Genomic DNA, 18,197 nt, shown 5'->3' with positions numbered 1-18,197 from the left:
TCAGTTTACAGGTTCAAACCCTGATATTAATAGTATCACCTAAGAAAAGCAAATTGCATACTTTAGCTCTCTACACTATATAAATAATATCATATAGAGCTTTTCCGACTTGTCAGAGTAAAATATATTCATGGTATATGAATATATTAATGATATTTTAAACACCATAATATTGAGGGGTTTATTACCTAATAAGTTATAGTTTAACTTAATATTTAGTGTACTGAACCGCCCCGGTATTGTCGGAGGCTCAACTCTCTGAGAGAATACGACAATGAAAACACGGAACTACACTCCTGAGATTAAAGAACGCACCGTTCGCATGTTGGTTGAAGCGGCAGGCAACTATCCCTCCACCTGGTCAGCGATTCAAGCCATTGCCCCTAAGATTGGCTGCACACCTAAAACTCTACGCTCGTGGCATAAAAAGCACATCGATCAAACCATTCCTGCAAATGTGTAAGCTCAAAATCAAGATCAGCGTATTAAGGATCTCGAGCGCGAAAATAGAGAGCTTAAGCAAGCTAATGAGATCATCAGGAAGGCTGCCGCTTTTTTCGCCCAGGCGGAGCTCGACCGCCCACCGAAATAATTGTCGATTTTATTGATATTAACAAGCAAGAATATGGGATCGAGCCAATCTGTAAAGTACTACCGATTGCCCTGTCAACCTATCACCGTGCTAAAGACCTAAAAGAGTGCCCTGACAAGTGCTCATTACGCAGTTAGCATGACGAATTCTACATTAGCGAAATCAAACGCATCTGGCAAGACAGTAAATGCCGTTACTGCGCACGTAAGGTCTAGCAGCAAATGAAGGCAGATGGCGTATGCGTTGCTCGCTGCACCGTAGAGTAATTAATGAAGCAATATTAGCTGCAAGGGGTTTGGCGTGGCAAAGGTAAGGTCACGACTAATAGCCGTGATGACCAGAAGCGCGCTGATGATTTGGTTAATCGTAACTTTAGCGCCCAGCGTCCTAACCAGCTCTGGGTTGCAGATTTTACTTATATCAAGACGACTAGCGGCTGGGTCTATACCGCTTTTATCATTGATGTGTTTGCCCGCGCTATCGTTGGTTGGAAAGTCTCTAATCGCATGAATACCGATATGGTGATGGCAGCGTTAAATCAGGCGATAATAGATAGAAATAATCCTAAAGTTGTGATTCATCGTAGCGATATAGTCGGGGCAGTTCATATTGGATGTTGATTGGTATAAGGATGAGCGCTTCGCTAGTAATCTAGCACGCGTTGAAACCGTCAGCTATTATTTGAATGGTTGTCAGCAAAGTTTGTCCAGCAATCACGCGCCATTTGGCTAGAGGTGCTCTCTCAAGCAGGCGTGCCTTGCGTGCGGTGCTATCCATAATGTCGCTGAAGTGCTCACTATGCCACCAGCGCAAGCTCGCACGATGGTTATTGATTTTAGCGAGCAGGACAGTCCAGTACGAGCTTTAGGAAGTCCGATTAATTTGTCTGATTAAAGATGGCTGGCAAGATTGACCGCTGTGCCCATTTTCTCTAAATGGTACGAGATAACTAGCTGAATTTGCGTGCTTTAATTCTATTATTGATTGTCATTTGCAACTGCATCAGAACCATGCTAGCTTTGATATTATCAATTACGGACAATCACAGATACTAGGAGCATACAATGAGTCAGCGTCAGAATTTTATCAATAATAGTTACGTCAAATCTCACAGCTCAACGACTTTCGATTTAGTCGATCCGTCGACTGGAGAAAGTATTGGTCAGTCGCCAATCTCTAACAAACAGGATGTAGAAGAAGCATACGTAGCGGCCGAAGCTGCCACGGCAACATGGGGACGCACTACTCCCTCGGCTCGACAAGCAGCGATGTTGAAAATCGCTGATGCCTTGGAGGCGCGCCGTGATGATCTAGTAGATGCTCAGGTTCGTAACACTGGCCAGCCTAAGTACTTGGTTGCTTCGGAGGAGGTGGATGTCGGTGTCGACCAGCTCAGATTCTTTGCAGGGGCAGCACGCATGCTGGACGGGGTTCCATCTGGCGAGTATCTAGAAGGCTTTAATTCAGCGCTTCGTCGCGAACCTATCGGTGTCGTTGGGCAGATCACTCCATGGAACTATCCAATCATGATGGCGATATGGAAGATCGGGCCTGCGCTTGCGGCTGGCAATACCATTGTACTAAAGCCGTCGGACACTACACCTGATTCTACGTTATTGATGGCGGAGATTGCGGCGGAGTTTCTACCTGAAGGTACGTTTAATGTGGTGCTAGGCGATGGTGAGACCGGCGCTTTAATATCAAGCTCAAAAGTGCCTGGACTGGTGGCAATCACTGGTTCCGTAAAAGCAGGTATGGCGGTCGCCGCAGCGGCAGCGAAAAATCTGACCCGAGTACATTTGGAGCTAGGAGGTAAGGCTCCATGTGTGGTCTTCGATGACGCTGATCTGAACGCTGCCGCCACGAATCTTGCTGAGACTGGGTTTTTTAACGCTGGTCAAGATTGCACATCATCCACTCGAATCCTCGTACACGAATCAGTCCATGATGAATTCCTCACTAAGTTGGTCAAGGCTGCCGAGGCTACTACCTACGGAACCCCAGAAAAGGATGATATCTCATACGGGCCGCTCAATAATGCTAATCAACTTGAACGAATTGAGGGCTTATTAGACCGCCTGCCTGATCATGCTACAGTAGCAACCGGTGGCAAGCAGGCTAAAGATATGCCAGGGTTCTTTTTCGAGCCGACCGTAGTCGATGGTTTGCGCCAAGACGATGAAGTCATTCAAGACGAAATTTTTGGGCCTGTGATTACAGTGCAGACTTTCTCGAGCGAAGAGGAGGCGGTACGCATGTCCAATGACGTTGAGTACGGTCTAGCGTCTTCAGTGTGGACAAAGGATCATGCTAGAGCACTGCGAGTATCAAGAGACTTAGATTTCGGTTGTGTTTGGATTAACTGCCACATCCCACTCGTTGCAGAAATGCCCCACGGCGGCTTCAAAAACTCCGGTTACGGCAAGGATCTCTCAAGGTACGGAGTAGAGGAGTACACTCGGATTAAGCATGTTATGAGTTCAATGGAATGACTGAAAATTTAGCGTAGAAGTCAATATAAAAGGAGAAAGTTGACATGACTGACATTCGTGAATTAGTAGTTACCGCTGACCGAGAATTGTTTACCGAGCACGATGTGACCACCCTAGACCGTAACTTCTCACCTGATTACGTTGAGCACTCACCGCTCGTTGCGGATGGAATTCAAGGGTTGAAAAAATTAGTCACTGGTGCTCCCAATATGCGCCATGACGTGGCGCGCGTACTAGTGGATGAGGCGAAAGGGTTGGTTGCCTTACATGGTTCGTATCCAGGGCTGGACCCAGATGATCTGTATATCGGCTTTGACATATACCGTGTTGCCAACGGTAAGATTGTTGAACATTGGGATGGGCTCGTCACTGAGACACCGCTTAATGAGTCTGGTCATACTCAATTGGATGGGCCGACTGAAGTAGATGATTCAGCAGACACCGAAGCCAATCGAGCACTTGCGAAGGAGGTATGGCATACTTTTCTGCACTCTCAAGATTATCACTCCATGACCAAATTCGCACGTCCAGACGGCACATTCACCCAGCATTCCGGGGATATCGCTGATGGGGTTAAGAACATGGTCGAGTTTTTGGAGAAGCTACAACGGGATGATAGCGCGCTGACCTATGATACGCTGCATCGTACTGTCGCCGATGGAAACTTCGTTTTGACGCACTCCGAAGGCTCCATAGGCGGCGAGCGACACTCGTTCTGTGAGCTGTGGCGTATCGAGGACGGCCACGTAGTTGAGCTGTGGGATGTGATTGCGCCAGTGCTACCCGATGATGAACTTGCGCATCGCCACGGCGCGTTTACGTCGACGCAGTCTTGAGGTAGAACGAGCGTTTGTCAGAGATCAATAGAATAATGGAGGTAATTAGTTTTTTTCTAATTACCTCCATTTTTGCTTTGCTCGTTGCCATAAATGCAGCCTATTTAGAACATTGAGCTTTTCTCGACTCACAAAGCTTAGTTGTTATGAAAGTTTGCAAGTTTTTAACAGCGTTAGGTTTAGCTATGACTGTACCATTTTACTAAGTAATGAAGTCTTACCCGTTCTGTATTCAAACCCCAATAATGGCAATATCACCTAAGAAAAAAGAAGTTATAAATCAATCTCCTCGTGCTATGTAATCCATGGTTTTAAGAGGTTCGTTGATGGTTTTAAGTGACAGTAGTCTCTAGAGTGAAAGTATATTGCTAATATTTTGGGTGGTGTGTCAGAAAGTATGCTGAAGAAATAAAGGAGGGTGACAGTCAAAGCAAGATGATATATTTGAGGTTATGAAGACACAAATAGATATCAGCTGCCCCGACTGTCACAGTCCCAGTTTAAAGAAAAACGGCATAAAAAGCTATGGCAAGCAGAACTATCAGTGTAAGGACTGCAAACGTCAATTCATTGGTGACCATGCCTTAACTTATCATGGCTGTCACTCTAAAATAGAAGATATCATACGGCTAAAGTCAGTATCGGTAAAGTATTGAGCACCATAGGCTCATCTGTTTATAAGATTGCACCTAAGAAGCGCTACTATGAACGCTTAGAGGTTGATGAGTTCTGGACTTACGTGTATCGAAAGAAGCGTAAAGTCTGGCTCATCTACGCTTATGACCGTGCTACTAATGAGATTGTCGCTTATGTCTGGGGCAAACGTGACCTAAAAATGGCTAAGAAGTTAAGAGCTCGTCTCAAGCAGCTTACAGTCAGCTATGGCTCTATCAGTATGGACAACTGGGATAGCTTTAAAACCGCCTTTAAAAGTGATAACAAACGAATTGGCAAACAATATACGGTAGGTATAGAAGGTAATAACTGCCGTCTTAGACACCGATTAAGACGAGCGGTTAGAAAGACTTGTTGCTTCTCAAAAAAGCTTGATAATCACTTTAAAGTATTCGATCTGGTGTTCTTTTATGTCAATTATGGCTACGTCTGATGCCAGCATACTTTTTAGAACACCACCTAAAATTCAATCCCTGTCATTCTATGCTTCCTTGTATAGGTGAGTGATTATTTCAAACCCTCATGAGTCTAATATAACAGGGATGTTTTTACATATCTATAAGACAATTCTGAGTTGCTTAGGACTTATTTTTATTAGGTACTATTAGTAATGACCCCTGCCGTCAAGCACACTCTAGTCTATATTTATTAAGTTACCTTTTTTGTAAGAGTATTGCCATTAATCAAATGGCTTTTTCTACCTTCTACTTAAATGAATTCAAATGTTATCTGACTCCTAACTTCCAGTTCAGATTGAGCTATGCTGAAGAAATTGTAGAGGTAAACCAAGCATCATAACAGGAGTTTACCAGGATCAAGAAAGTGATAACCTATAGTGGTGAGTTTAAAGCCAGAGCTATTAAAAAGATGGCGGACAATAACGGTAATGTTTCAAACTCTGCAAAGCAGCTATGCAATTAATAAGCTACGACTGCTGATTTAGTTTGCGCATGTCTAACCCATGAAGTAACCAGTGGAGTATAAGCAATAAGCTAATATTTTTATACGTATTATTAAACCACCCTCTTCGATGCTGAGACCTTCTAAGCACTGCGTCCGATCTTATCAGCAAGAACTTGCAGTTTAGCGACCATCGTCAGAGCATAATTGTCCGCATCCCAATTTGCTCGAGGCACACTGGCATTGAGCGAATATGCATATTGACCTGTTGCAACATCAAAGACACCAACGGCCACTGCCAATATATCAGTAGAGAACTCACCATCTGATACTGTATAGCCATACGCTTTATAATGCTCTGCTGCTTTAGAGAGAGCTGACTGCGCGTGGTTATAATCCTCTGTAGATAAATGCTCTTTTAAATTACTGTCAATGATAGCCTGTCTCGCTGGCGAGCTAGCCGCATAAAAAGCGCGTCCAATAGCGGTTCGGGCTACGGGCACTGCTGAACCAACTTGCAAATTGACAGATAGGCGAGCAGGGCTACGACAACAAGCATGATAGCGCATTTCTCCTTCGACCTCGGTCGCTAGATTCACCGATACTTCATTGCTACTGGCAAACTGTCGTAGCAACGGCTCAGCTGCCGCCACCATATCATGACGACTCCACGCAGTAGCACTTAATCGCACGGCACTACTACCCAATTGATACTGTCCGTACTCCGTAATGCGCAAAAATCCAAGCGTCATCAAGGTGTGAATCAGACGAGTGATGGTCGCTTTTGGCAGGGTAGTCATCTGGCATAGCTGCTGATGGCTCAGTTGATCATGATGCTCAAAGGCTGATAATAAAGTCAGTCCACGCCCCAATGCAGTCACGAATTGTCTGTCATTATTTTCTTTGCTTTGCTCAAGTATGGTATTCATTCGAGTCAGTAATGGTAGAGCTGCTGATATATTTTTTGTCATTTTATGCTCATTTTTTTTGATAAAGGTTTACAGCGACCTGAAACTTTGTTTTAATAGATTTAAATTATGAAACTAAGTTTCGCACAGCGGAATTAGTAAGTCAATAACCTATTAAGTCAATTTACTCATTAATTACTACTCGTCGGTCAGGATGACTGATATCAAGGAGCAGCACATGGCAACATCTACGCGTCCAAGTTTTGACTGGGAAGATCCTTTTTTATTGCGCGATCAGCTTACTGACGAAGAGCGCATGGTAACGGACAGCGCCCGCCAGTTTTTTCAAAAAGAGCTGATGCCTGGCATCGTTGAAGCCAATCGTCATGAGAATTTTGACCGCAATATCATGCGTCAAATGGGTGAGATGGGCTTACTTGGTGTCACGATTGAAGGTTATGGCTGTGCCGGTTTATCTAGTGTTGCTTATGGTCTGATTGCCAAAGAAGTAGAGGCAGTTGATTCAGGCTACCGTTCAGCGATGAGTGTGCAATCTAGTTTGGTAATGCATCCTATTTGGGCATACGGTACCGAAGAGCAAAGAGAAAGGTATCTACCTAAGCTTGCCACTGGTGAATATATCGGTTGTTTTGGTTTGACCGAGCCAGATTCAGGTTCAGATCCTGCATCGATGTCGACTCGTGCACGTGCCGTTGATGGCGGTTATGAGCTGACAGGTAATAAAATGTGGATTACCAATAGTCCTATCGCTGATGTATTTGTCGTTTGGGCAAAAGATGATGCTGGTGAGATTCGCGGCTTTATTTTAGATAAAGAGATGAAAGGTTTATCAGCACCGAAGATTGAAGGTAAGTTCTCACTACGTGCTTCAGTGACGGGTGAAATTGTCATGGATAAAGTCTTTGTTCCTGAAGCCAATACTTTTCCAGATATTCGCGGTCTTAAAGGTCCATTTGGCTGCCTTAACAAAGCCCGTTACGGTATCGCTTGGGGTTCAATGGGCGCGGCTGAGTTCTGCTGGAAAGCGGCTCGCCAATATACGCTAGATCGTAAGCAGTTTGGTCGTCCGCTTGCCGCAACGCAGCTCGTTCAATTGAAGCTTGCCAATATGCAGACGGAGATTACTTTAGGATTGCAAGCCGCGCTGCGTGTCGGTCGTTTAATGGATGAAGACAATGCGGCCCCTGAGATGATTTCACTGATTAAGCGTAATAACTGTGGTAAAGCGCTGGATATCGCCCGTATTGCTCGTGATATGCATGGTGGTAACGGTATTTCTGATGAATTTCATATCATTCGTCATGTGATGAACTTAGAGGCCGTCAATACTTATGAAGGAACGCATGATATTCATGCGCTAATCTTAGGGCGTGCTCAAACAGATATTCAAGCTTTTTATTAATTCTCTAGGAAAAAATCGTTAATACGGTTTACCTGATGACGTACGTTACTGTTTGGCTTTTTACGAAGCACTTATCAGCAGTAGCGTACATTTTTTAGTTGCTATCCATTATTTACTTATCATTGTTTGTGGATAAAAGGTAAATGAGGCATAGCAATTTTAGGTTAAGCAAGTCCAGGATACGTTACACAATAAGGAATTATTATGACTGTTGATACAGTGAGCTCACCAACGGCTGAGTCTGATGCTAATAATAAAGCCATGTCACAGGGTGCATTGCACGGTATCAAGGTGCTCGATTTATCACGTGTATTAGCAGGACCTTCTTGTACGCAAGTACTCGCAGATCTTGGTGCCGAAGTTATCAAGATAGAGCGTCCTAGTGTGGGGGATGAAACCCGCCACTGGGCACCCCCAAAGTTCAGCGATGATACGTCCGCTTATTACGCCACCATTAACCGTAATAAAAAATCGCTTACCGTCGACATCAATACGCCAGCAGGCCAGACGATTATTAAACAGCTTATTGCTGATAGCGATATCGTCGTTGAAAACTTTAAAGTTGGCGGTCTGAAAAAATACGGTTTAGATTACGATAGTCTAAAACAAGACAATCCGCGCCTGATTTATGCCTCATTGACAGGTTTTGGTCAAACAGGCCCCGATGCTAAGCGCCCCGGTTATGATTATATTATCCAAGGGCTATCAGGATTGATGAGTATCACGGGTCCTCGTGATGGCGAACCGCATAAGGTCGGCGTGGCTGTCGTGGATTTGTTTGCAGGCTTACAGCTGACCATTGGTATTCAAGCAGCATTATTAGCGCGTCAAAATACTGGGCTCGGGCAATATGTCGATGTGGCATTACTAGACAGTGCGCTAGCAATGCTAGCCAACGTTGGGATGAATCATTTGGCCTCAAATGATGTGCCGCCAAGACTGGGTAATCAACATCCCAATATTGTACCCTATCAAGTATTTTCAGGGCAGGGTGAAGCGCATTTTATTTTAGCCTGCGGTAATGACAGTCAGTTTGCCAAACTTTGTGATGTACTGGCTGTTGACTGGCATACCGATAGCCGCTTTACGACCAATCCACAACGCGTTATTAATCGCCAGCTGTTGTGCAGTGAGCTTGCTAAAAAATTCTCTGAGAAACCTCGCTCTTATTGGTTAGAGGTTTTGGATGCGGCCGGTATTCCGAGCGGGGCGATTCATAATGTCGCTGAGGCACTGGCGATGCCGCAGGCTCAAGCACGTGAAATGATTGTTGATTTCGCTGCACAAGGTAGCCCAGTCCGAGCACTTGGCAATCCAATTAAGCTATCAGCATCGCCGGTTACTTATCGTACGCCGCCGCCACAATTGAGCGAGCACACGGATAGCACGCTTGCTGATTTGGGTTATGACAGCGACATGATAGCTAAGCTCAAAGCAGATGGGATTGTTTAGCTTGTTTATACCTTTTAGCACCGAATCATGAAGATTAGTAAGTAACTTAGTAAATAACAAAGCTATGCTGAATGTTCAGTAGTAAAACCGAGGCGCTGCTCAATCTGTTCGGCGAGTTCGATTAATACGGTACTGACCTCAGCGCGTTTAGATTCATACTCTGCTTGTAGAAAGCTGATTGCCATACCTGCAATGGCATTGCCTGACGCATTACGGATATAAGTACCTAAGCAGTACATACCATCGCGCAGTTGCCCATCATCTAATGAGATGCGGCTACTGTGAATGGCATTTAGCTCGTCAGCTAAATCGATAAAGTTACTGACCCCATTGGGAGTAAGTGGTTTAGGGAAGTTGTCATTATATAAAGATTTTATGGTGTGAATGGGTAGAGTTGAGAGCATGGCTTTACCAGTTGCTGAAAAGACCGCCGGTACACGTACACCAGCACGGAAAGTAAAGCCAAGTGGTGCAGGGGCTTCATGACACGCTAAAAATACGACCTCGCCTAAATCTAACTTAGATAGAGTGACGGTATGTTGTAGCAAGATAGGGTATTGCACGATAAGGTCTTTAAATAGTTGAATAACACCCTGCTGCTGCTCATATTTTCCTGCCCAATATAGTAGGTATGAACCTAAATAAAAACGGTTATCACTATCTTTATAGATGACATGTTTTACCAATAAGCTCTGTAATATATTATGCGTCGAGCTTCGAGGCAGACTTAACTCCTTGGCTATATAAGCAGCCGTCAATGGCTGCTGACTTGCCGTAATTAAATCTAAAATTTGAAAGGTTTTGTCTAATGCAGGAACGGCAGTTGTGCTCATAAGTTACCTATGAAAATGTAAGAGATACAAGTTTTCCGAATAACACTCAAAAAAACAGTTGCAAAAAGTGTGGCATCATTCCTATAATGGTGTCTCGTATATAGAACCTGTGTTCAGTATACTGAACAATATATAAGTTATCAATAGATATGAATGACTGAATATTTCAGTTTTAACGATTATTTTAAACGCTATTTATTATTTTCTATTTTAACGAAATTTGCTAAATAGCTTCATTAATAATCAACCCTAAAAGAACGATAAACATGGAGTGTTACGATGCAAAATACGACACAAAATACTAAGCAAAAAAACCCGTTAAACCTCTCAAACCCTGCCTTAATCAAAGAGCAGTGCTTTATTAATGACGGCTGGTACGCTGCCAACGACAATTGCACTATTGAGGTGAGCAACCCATTCACAGGTGATGTGATTGGCTCTGTACCAAGTCTGACCAAAGATGATGTCAATGAAGCGGTCGCTTACTCTTATGATGCTCAAACCGCTTGGGCAGCAAAAACATCGCAAGAACGTAGCGTTCTGCTGCAAAAGTGGGCGGATCTTATTGATGATAATAAAGAAGATTTAGCCATTATTATGACTGCCGAGCAGGGCAAGCCTTTGGTCGAGTCACGTGGTGAGATTGGCTACGCCAATAGTTTTATCCGCTGGTTTGCAGAAGAAAGTAAGCGCGTCTACGGCGATGTCATCCCTGCTACCAACTCGCAATTGCGTTATGTCATTTTAAAACAACCTGTTGGTGTCTGTGCAGCCATTACTCCATGGAACTTTCCAGCAGCAATGATTACTCGTAAAGCGGCACCTGCATTGGCAGCTGGCTGTACGATTATCATTAAACCTGCCTCTGAAACACCGTTTTCTGCTCTAGCATTGGGCGTACTAGCAGAGCATGCGGGTATCCCAGCAGGCGTCATTCAAGTAGTCACTGGTAAATCCTCAGTGATTGGCGATATCTTAACGGGTGATTCTCGTATCCAAAAACTATCATTTACTGGCTCAACTGAAGTTGGTCGTACTTTGATGGCGCAATGTGCCCCAACGATTAAAAAGCTGTCTTTAGAGCTTGGTGGTAACGCCCCTTTTATCGTATTTGATGATGCTGATCTCGAAAAAGCCGCTGATGGCTTAATCGCCTCCAAATATCGTAACGCTGGCCAAACCTGCGTTTGTGCCAACCGCGTCTATATTCAAGACAGTATCAAAGATAAATTCTTAGGTATTTTTGTCAAAAAAGTCGAAGAGCTTAAAGTTGGTGATGGTATGGATGAGAGCGTCGATATTGGACCGCTCATCAATCAAGATGGATTAGAAAAGGTACAGGCATTATTAAAAGATGCGCTTGATAAAGGCGCAAAAATCATCACAGGTGGTGATATGAATGACGCCTCCGCGCTGAGCTTTAATCCAACCGTTATTACTAATCTAAATGACGATATGGATATTGCTAGCGAAGAGATATTTGGTCCTATCGCCACCATATTTACCTTCTCCAGTGAAGAGGAGGTCATTCGTGATGCCAATGACACCATTTATGGTCTTGCCGCTTATTTCTATAGTGGGGATTTTGCACGCGCTTGGCGAGTAACAGAAGGACTTGAGTACGGTATGGTTGGTCACAATACGGGTCTGATTTCTACTGAAGTTGCACCGTTTGGTGGCGTTAAACAATCAGGTTTTGGTCGTGAAGGTTCAAAGTATGGCATCGAAGAATATGTCGTGACCAAGTATTGGTGTTCTGATGTTAGTTAACTTTATGGTTGAGACTTATTTACCTCAATGTCAATAATTTAAGTGCTTGGTATCTATTCCAGGTAGGTGCCAACTATATATAGCATTTAGCTACATTTAGTATTTATCTTATAACCGCCACTGACTAACGCAATATTGGTATTTGCTTAACATTGGCACTTACGTAAAAAAGAAAGAAAAGGATATTCTTATGACTACTAATCAATCATTGCTCGAGCGCCGTAAAGCGGTTCTACCAACTGGACTTGGGGTTGCTTTTCCTATCTTTGCAGAAAAAGCAAAAAACTCCGAAGTCTGGGATATTGAAGGCAATCGTTATATCGATTTTGTCGGTGGTATCTCAGTCCTAAATACTGGTCACAGCCATCCTAAAATTACTCAACGTGTGCACGAGCAGCTTGATAAATTTACGCATACTGCCGCGCAAATGATCAACTATGAATGCTATGTTGAGCTTGCCGAAAAGCTCTGTGAAAAATCACCTATTAGCGGTAAGAAAAAAGCGTTCTTTTTGACCACTGGTGCAGAAGCAGTTGAAAACTGTATCAAAATTGCACGTGCTAAAACCGGTCGCCCAGGTGTCATCTCGTTTGTTGGCGGCTGGCATGGCCGTACCTTAATGTGCATGAGCTTGACCGGTAAAGTGTTGCCTTACAAAAAGAACTTTGGTCCGATGCCAGGTCCTGTCTTTCATGCGTTATTCCCTGCTGAAGAATTAAACGTTACCGAGGCACAAGCTTTGCATAGCCTTGAAATGATTTTTCAAGCAGATATCGATCCAAGTGAAGTGGCAGCGATGATAATTGAGCCAGTTCAAGGCGAAGGTGGCTTCCATCAAGTAACTCCATCCTTTGCTAAAGCTTTGCGTGGTATCTGCGATGAGCATGGCATCGTGCTGATTTTTGATGAAGTACAGTGTGGTTTTGCGCGTACGGGTACTTTGTTTGCCAGTGAGCAGTTAGGTGTTGAGCCTGATTTAATGACTAGCGCAAAAAGCTTGGCTGGCGGTTATCCTATATCTGCTGTTATCGGTCGTGCTGATATTATGGATGCGCCGCAAGTTGGCGGCTTGGGTGGTACGTACTCTGGTAACCCATTGTCTTGTGTGGCTGCATTGGCAGTGATGGAAGTGATTGAGGAAGAAAACCTAATAGAGCGCAGTGTTGAGATTGGCGACAAGATTGCGTCTTTTCTAAAGGATTTAAATCTAAATAGTATCGGTCATATTCGCCATAAAGGTGCAATGCTTGCGTTTGAGCTAATCGATAGTAATGGTCAGCCAGACACGGAGATGACTGCTAATCTAAAGGTAAAGGCTTTTGAGCAAGGCTTGCTGCTAGCGTCTTGCGGTATGTATGGTAATGCCATTCGTGTGATGGTGCCATTAACGGTAGAAGATGAAGTGCTGCAAGAAGGTCTTGATATCATCAAAGGCATATTAGTAGCCTAAATATTTTGTCAGCCTATTGATTGCACTGGATAGATTAAACGTTAATGGTAGCAGCATACAGGTCGCCTTCAGAGTGTTTACTCTGGCCATGCTTTACAACGGCGCCTTGCAAGTCAAGACGCCGTTGCTGTCTCTGCTAGGCAAATCTTATAAATACAGTTAAACCTATCGTCTGATGGGTATGGAAAGATAAAGACAAAGGGCAAGACCCTACTAAATAAAGAATAATTAGTATCAGTGTAATTGAAAAAGGACTGACACGGATGACACACGGACAAGGAGCAAATTATGTCTGAGCTAAAAAAATCGCTAGGTATGTTTGATATTATTGCCTTAGCATTCGGCGCTATGGTCGGTTGGGGGTGGGTGGTTCTGGCAGGTGATTGGATCATTGCTGCAGGAACATGGGGTTCCATGTTAGCGTTCATGATTGGTGGTTTGGCTGTCATTATGATTGGCGTTAACTATGCTGAGCTGGCCTCATCTATGCCAGTGACGGGTGGTGAGCATACCTATACACATCGAGCACTAGGAGTCACAGTCTCTTTTATTTGTTCATGGAGTATTTTGTTTGGTTACTTCTCCGTCGTTGCTTTTGAAGCTGTGGCATTGCCTACCGTGGTTGAGTATTTTATTCCTAATTATAACCAAGGTTATCTGTGGACGATTGCTGGATGGGATGTTTACGCCACTTGGGTCGGGGTGGGTATGCTTGGCTCAGTGATTGTGACTTGGCTCAATATTCGCGGGATGGAAGTCAGTGCTTGGTTCCAAAAAACAGCGGTACTGGGTATTTTATTCGTCGGTACGTTATTATTCATTGGGGCGGTGCTCTATAGTTCTGAGACTTCAACAGCAGTTCAAGCGCCAGCATTTATCGGTGGTATTGGTGGCATGATGACGGTGATTGTCATGGTACCTTTTATGTTTGTCGGCTTTGACGTTATTCCTCAAGCCGCAGAAGAGATTGACCTTACCCGTCCTAATATTGGTAAGTTTTTGATTGTCTCTATTATTATTGCTGTCATGTGGTATGTCGGTGTGGCGTGGAGTGTCGGTCGCACATTACCGCTGATACAAGCGCAAGGCTCTACCTTAGCCACTGCAGATGCCATGACAAATGCGTGGCAAGGTAAATGGGCTGGTATTTTACTGGTCATTGGCGGTGTGCTTGGTATTTTATCTAGTTGGAATGCGTTTTTAATTGGTGGTAGTCGTCTACTATATGCAATGTCAAAAGCTCATATGCTACCAGCATTTTTGGGTAAATTGCATCCGAAATACAAGACACCAAAGAATGCTATTTTATTAATTGGTGGTCTTGCTACTCTAGCACCATTATTTGGGCGTAAAATGCTGGTATGGATTGTTGATGCTGGTGGTTTTGGGATTGTCATTGCTTATACGTGTGTTGCGATCTCTTTCTTAGTCCTGCGCTACCGTGAGCCGGATATGGTACGTCCATTTAAAGTACCAGCTGGCAAGCTAGTAGGTATGTTTACCATTGTACTAGGCTTTGGTTTGCTCATATTATACATGCCAGGTATGCCTTCAGCGCTTAGTGCCATTGAGTGGTGGATATTCTTTGGTTGGACAGCACTTGGGATTGGCTTATATAGCTATGCCATCATCAAATATCCTGGTATCAGTGAATCTATCATGGCGGAAGAGTTACGAGAGTTAAAAATCGTGAATCAACTATGGTTAAAAGACAACCCACCTAAATAGATAACAGACTTTACTTAGTTAATAAGAAAGCCTAACGTTGAACGCTAGGCTTTTTTTATATAGTCAGTGAAAAGCAATGTCGTCACGTTTTTAACAGTATCGCGCACTCATCCCCCTACCTCTAAGGTAGGGGGATGAGTGCGTATTTGAGTTTTAGAGTATATGTAGTGGCTCAAACATTGGGATTGCTTCAGGATTAACTGACTTTATCGTCTTATCGGACGGTAGCAAAGTGGCTAATCCTAAGTTTCTCACAAAGTTGGCCCGTGCATAGAAAATACTGGATAAAAGTAGATAATTTTCTAAAGCAGATCAGTGCAAATTAAACGACTGCCGCTACTATCAAAAGCAAAAAAACAAAGTCGCCAAGATTTACGAGAAAATAACGAATAGTCGCAAAGACTTTCTACACAAACTCTCATTCAATATCATCAAAAACCACGATGTTATTGCCATAGAGGACTTGAATGTCAAAGCCATATCAGACAGCTCATGGTCAACGTTTACCACCATGCTGAGCTATAAAAGTAATTGGTATGGTAAAGAGCTTGTTAAAATAGGCCGATGGTATCTGTTCTCTAAGACCTGCTCAAACCCTGATATTAAGAGCGTCACCTAAGAAAACCAGTAAATGAGTAGAGGTGGCTCACGCTATACTATGTATAGTTCTATAAGGATTTTCCATTGTTCATAAGGTTTGTTCGTTATATAGATACTTTTAGTATACTGGTAATTTTGCTCCCTCATTAACAGACTTATTCGCACCTAACAAATTATGAGCTGCCCTATAAAGTAAGTTTTTATGGTATTATAGTCATTGAAAAACTACGTCTCTGAATGGAAATTGCTGACTAATACTAAGCTTAGTTCTCAGCTCCTGCGACACAGTCACATTACTATCGCTGATATCAATTATAGAGTAGGCGGCCTCAGTCATGTGCGGTTCAATAAGCCCTGTGGTTTCGGTGTCGAGTATGTATGTGCTCATAATTGGTCTTGGTCGTTTTGACTTGATATAGATAGTTCCATTATATCTCTAATGGTCTATTAACCATAGAAAAACCAGACTATTTTAAATGTCTAGCTTTTCTATAGTTAATATTTTTTGCATATCAACTTTATTTAACTGCTGAAAAGTTAGTTATGGTGTACCAGCATGACCAACTTTAACCTGTGTAGAGAGCATACGACCTTTAGTCTCAGCGGTACGTAATGCTTCATCCCAATCAGGTGCTGCACACATAAACAAGGTCTTACCATCTTGTCCGCCAAGAGCCACTGCAAAAATACCATCAGGTGCAGTATCAACGACTTCTACAATTTCCCCGCCCTCTTTAATACGAACAGCTCGCTGGTTCAAATCCCGATATTAACAGCGTCACCTAAGTAAACTATCAAATGAGTAGAAGTTGCTAACCCTATGCTATGTATGGCTTTATAAAACTTTACATTGTTTATAAGGTTTATTTGTTATATAGATTCGGGTGGTGTATCAAAAAGTATGCTGATTAAAATTTAAACAATTCTTGAAGCTTTTAAAGCGCTGTAGGATTATAGAACGTAGCATAGATTTCTTATTGACCTTTATCGTCAGCATACTTTTTAGAACACCACCACCTCTGCGTATAACTGAGAAAAATATGAAGCATATTACCTATATTCATGAATATCCAGAGTTGAGCTTCAAAGCAAGTTAAGCAACCAGACACGCAGCCACAAAAAAGCCCCATTATAAAGATATAGTAGGGCGTTTATTCATCATTTGCCGTGATAAAACATGCCAGCATAGGCCGGTCAGCAGGGCAACTTAACCACCAATATCTCTCACTTGACACCGCTTGGGACATGGCATAAATCCTTGTAAGGCGCGAATTTATCAGCAAAATCAGACCTCAACGCTTCACTTTGCGCTTTATATTCAGGCTCTCCGACGGGTAACTCATTAGCCCTTGCATAGAACTGGTCATATAAATCAACACAGGTTTTAATCGTAGCAGTGATTTCATCTGCCTTGGCCTTATCAAGCCTAGTAAAGCTCGTAGTAGAGCTACCGCTTTGCCCGTTTAGAGTTTGGCCATCGTCTGACAGGCTTAGCTCCATTGTGTCACCTCTTTCACTTTCCGCTAATAACTTGCTGTCACTAGGTTTTAACATCACTTGTGTATTTTCACTAAAGTCATTAATGGAAAGATCGAAGTTAACGTCAGGATTTATCATGTAATTATCACCGTCTTTATATATCTCAGAAACCTTAGTGTGACGAATTCTAGAGGCAGCATTGCTATGCCAGTAACCAATATAGTCAGAATAGGTGTCTCCTGAATTTACTTGGCTTACTTGCTCTTCGCTTGTGCTCTCATTGCCTGAAGAGCTTGTGTTCTCGTCGTTTGAAGAACATGCTGTTAACATGCTGACAAGAAGGACTGATAGCAATAGACGCATAAGTTTTAACTCCGTTAAACTCTATATCTTGTATTAAATAATTGTTTTGGTGGTTTGAGATTATGATTATCATAACATAGCAAATACTCAGAACAGAAACTTTTATATTAAAATGAGGTGGTGTATCAAAAAGTATGCTGAGGAAATAAAAGAAGGAGTGACAGCCAAAGCAAGATGATATATTTGAGGTTATGAAGACACAAATACAGATCAATTGCCCCAACTGTCCCAGTCTTTCGATCAATGGTATAAAAAGCTATGGTAAGCAGAACTACCAATGTAAGGACTGCAAACGACAATTCATTGGTGACCATGCCTTACCCTATCATGGCTGTTATTCTAAAATAGAAGGCAGCATACGGCTAATGACGGTTAGAGGTCGTGGTGTTAGAGATATTGCTGTTATAGCCTCAGTTAGTACTGGTAAAGTGCTCAGCACTATAGGCTCATCCATTTATAAGATTGCGCCTAAAAAGTACTACTATTAACGCTTAGAGGTTGATGAGTTCTGGACTTATGTGTATCGAAAGAAGCGTAAAGTCTGGCTTATTTAGGCTTATGACCGCGCTACAAACGAGATAGTTGCTTATGTTTGGGGCAAACGTGACTTGCGTACAGCCAGAAAGCTACGTTCCCACCTGGGACCGCTTAAAGTGAGCTATAGCTCTATTAGTATGGACAATTGGAACAGCTTCA

General features: G+C 43.0%; 12 protein-coding genes, 4 pseudogenes and 1 other annotated feature. Of the genes and pseudogenes, 12 read left to right on the top strand and 4 right to left on the bottom strand.

Features of this window, described 5'->3' with window-relative positions; translation table 11 throughout:
• Window positions 1–274 precede the first annotated feature (274 nt).
• The 4 genes and pseudogenes from ACT3TU_RS10270 to ACT3TU_RS10255 all read left to right on the top strand — a co-directional run.
• Window positions 275–1,182: pseudogene (locus tag ACT3TU_RS10270) on the top strand (IS3 family transposase); the annotation flags it as partial.
• Window positions 550–666 (top strand) — a sequence feature (AL1L pseudoknot). Its footprint overlaps the pseudogene before it by 117 nt.
• Window positions 1,183–1,656: 474 nt before the next feature.
• Entirely contained in the window at window positions 1,657–3,084 is a 1,428-nt protein-coding gene (locus tag ACT3TU_RS10265) for a gamma-aminobutyraldehyde dehydrogenase (protein ID WP_444784336.1), read from the top strand.
• 44 nt (window positions 3,085–3,128) lie between these two features.
• The gene (locus ACT3TU_RS10260; protein ID WP_444784335.1) at window positions 3,129–3,920 is read left to right on the top strand and encodes a nuclear transport factor 2 family protein; all 792 of its coding nucleotides are present in this window, start codon (window positions 3,129–3,131) and stop codon (window positions 3,918–3,920) included.
• A gap of 452 nt (window positions 3,921–4,372) precedes the next feature.
• Window positions 4,373–5,028 (top strand): annotated as a pseudogene (locus ACT3TU_RS10255) (IS1 family transposase).
• 610 nt (window positions 5,029–5,638) lie between these two features.
• On the opposite strand, the gene ACT3TU_RS10250 reads toward ACT3TU_RS10255, so the two are convergent.
• Window positions 5,639–6,466, bottom strand: coding sequence for an IclR family transcriptional regulator (locus ACT3TU_RS10250; RefSeq protein ID WP_192523097.1), 828 nt, complete (start codon window positions 6,464–6,466; stop codon window positions 5,639–5,641).
• Window positions 6,467–6,641: 175 nt separating this feature from the next.
• Here ACT3TU_RS10250 and ACT3TU_RS10245 point away from each other — a divergent pair, with 175 nt between their 5' ends.
• Entirely contained in the window at window positions 6,642–7,826 is a 1,185-nt protein-coding gene (locus tag ACT3TU_RS10245) for an acyl-CoA dehydrogenase (protein ID WP_192523098.1), read from the top strand.
• A gap of 261 nt (window positions 7,827–8,087) precedes the next feature.
• On the top strand, window positions 8,088–9,278 hold the full coding sequence (locus ACT3TU_RS10240) for a CaiB/BaiF CoA transferase family protein (protein WP_444784337.1): 1,191 nt from the start codon (window positions 8,088–8,090) through the stop codon (window positions 9,276–9,278).
• Window positions 9,279–9,340: 62 nt separating this feature from the next.
• Here the strand turns inward: ACT3TU_RS10240 and ACT3TU_RS10235 are convergent, their stop codons facing one another.
• Window positions 9,341–10,111, bottom strand: coding sequence for an IclR family transcriptional regulator (locus ACT3TU_RS10235; RefSeq protein ID WP_192523099.1), 771 nt, complete (start codon window positions 10,109–10,111; stop codon window positions 9,341–9,343).
• A 279-nt stretch (window positions 10,112–10,390) separates the two neighbouring features.
• Here ACT3TU_RS10235 and ACT3TU_RS10230 point away from each other — a divergent pair, with 279 nt between their 5' ends.
• The 5 genes and pseudogenes from ACT3TU_RS10230 (at window position 10,391) to ACT3TU_RS10210 (ending at window position 15,678) form a co-directional block, all read left to right on the top strand.
• The gene (locus tag ACT3TU_RS10230) at window positions 10,391–11,881 is read left to right on the top strand and encodes an NAD-dependent succinate-semialdehyde dehydrogenase (RefSeq protein WP_192523100.1); all 1,491 of its coding nucleotides are present in this window, start codon (window positions 10,391–10,393) and stop codon (window positions 11,879–11,881) included.
• A 190-nt stretch (window positions 11,882–12,071) separates the two neighbouring features.
• Window positions 12,072–13,331, top strand: a complete 1,260-nt coding sequence (gene gabT / locus ACT3TU_RS10225; protein WP_192523101.1) for a 4-aminobutyrate--2-oxoglutarate transaminase — start codon at window positions 12,072–12,074, stop codon at window positions 13,329–13,331.
• A 288-nt stretch (window positions 13,332–13,619) separates the two neighbouring features.
• Window positions 13,620–15,059, top strand: coding sequence for an APC family permease (locus tag ACT3TU_RS10220; RefSeq protein WP_192523102.1), 1,440 nt, complete (start codon window positions 13,620–13,622; stop codon window positions 15,057–15,059).
• 331 nt (window positions 15,060–15,390) lie between these two features.
• Window positions 15,391–15,534 (top strand): annotated as a pseudogene (locus ACT3TU_RS10215) (transposase); the annotation flags it as partial.
• Window positions 15,523–15,678 (top strand): zinc ribbon domain-containing protein, encoded by a 156-nt coding sequence (locus ACT3TU_RS10210; RefSeq protein ID WP_192523103.1) that lies wholly within the window; start codon window positions 15,523–15,525, stop codon window positions 15,676–15,678. The pseudogene ACT3TU_RS10215 and the gene ACT3TU_RS10210, both read left to right, overlap by 12 nt.
• A 522-nt stretch (window positions 15,679–16,200) precedes the next feature.
• On the opposite strand, the gene ACT3TU_RS10205 is transcribed toward ACT3TU_RS10210, so the two are convergent.
• Together ACT3TU_RS10205 and ACT3TU_RS10200 are read right to left on the bottom strand one after the other, a co-directional pair.
• A complete protein-coding gene (locus ACT3TU_RS10205) occupies window positions 16,201–16,419 on the bottom strand; it encodes a hypothetical protein (protein ID WP_225735226.1) in 219 nt (72 codons plus the stop codon).
• Between the two features lie 464 nt (window positions 16,420–16,883).
• Complete coding sequence (locus ACT3TU_RS10200) at window positions 16,884–17,501, bottom strand: hypothetical protein (protein ID WP_192529098.1); 618 nt, start codon at window positions 17,499–17,501, stop codon at window positions 16,884–16,886.
• A 191-nt stretch (window positions 17,502–17,692) separates the two neighbouring features.
• On the opposite strand from ACT3TU_RS10200, the pseudogene ACT3TU_RS10195 reads away from it, so the two are divergent.
• Window positions 17,693–18,197: pseudogene (locus tag ACT3TU_RS10195) on the top strand (IS1 family transposase); the annotation flags it as partial.

The sequence above is a fragment of the Psychrobacter sp. AOP3-A1-26 genome (assembly GCF_052378235.1).
In the GTDB taxonomy this organism is placed as follows: Bacteria; Pseudomonadota; Gammaproteobacteria; order Pseudomonadales; family Moraxellaceae; genus Psychrobacter.
This window is presented reverse-complemented; position numbering and strand designations above follow the sequence as displayed.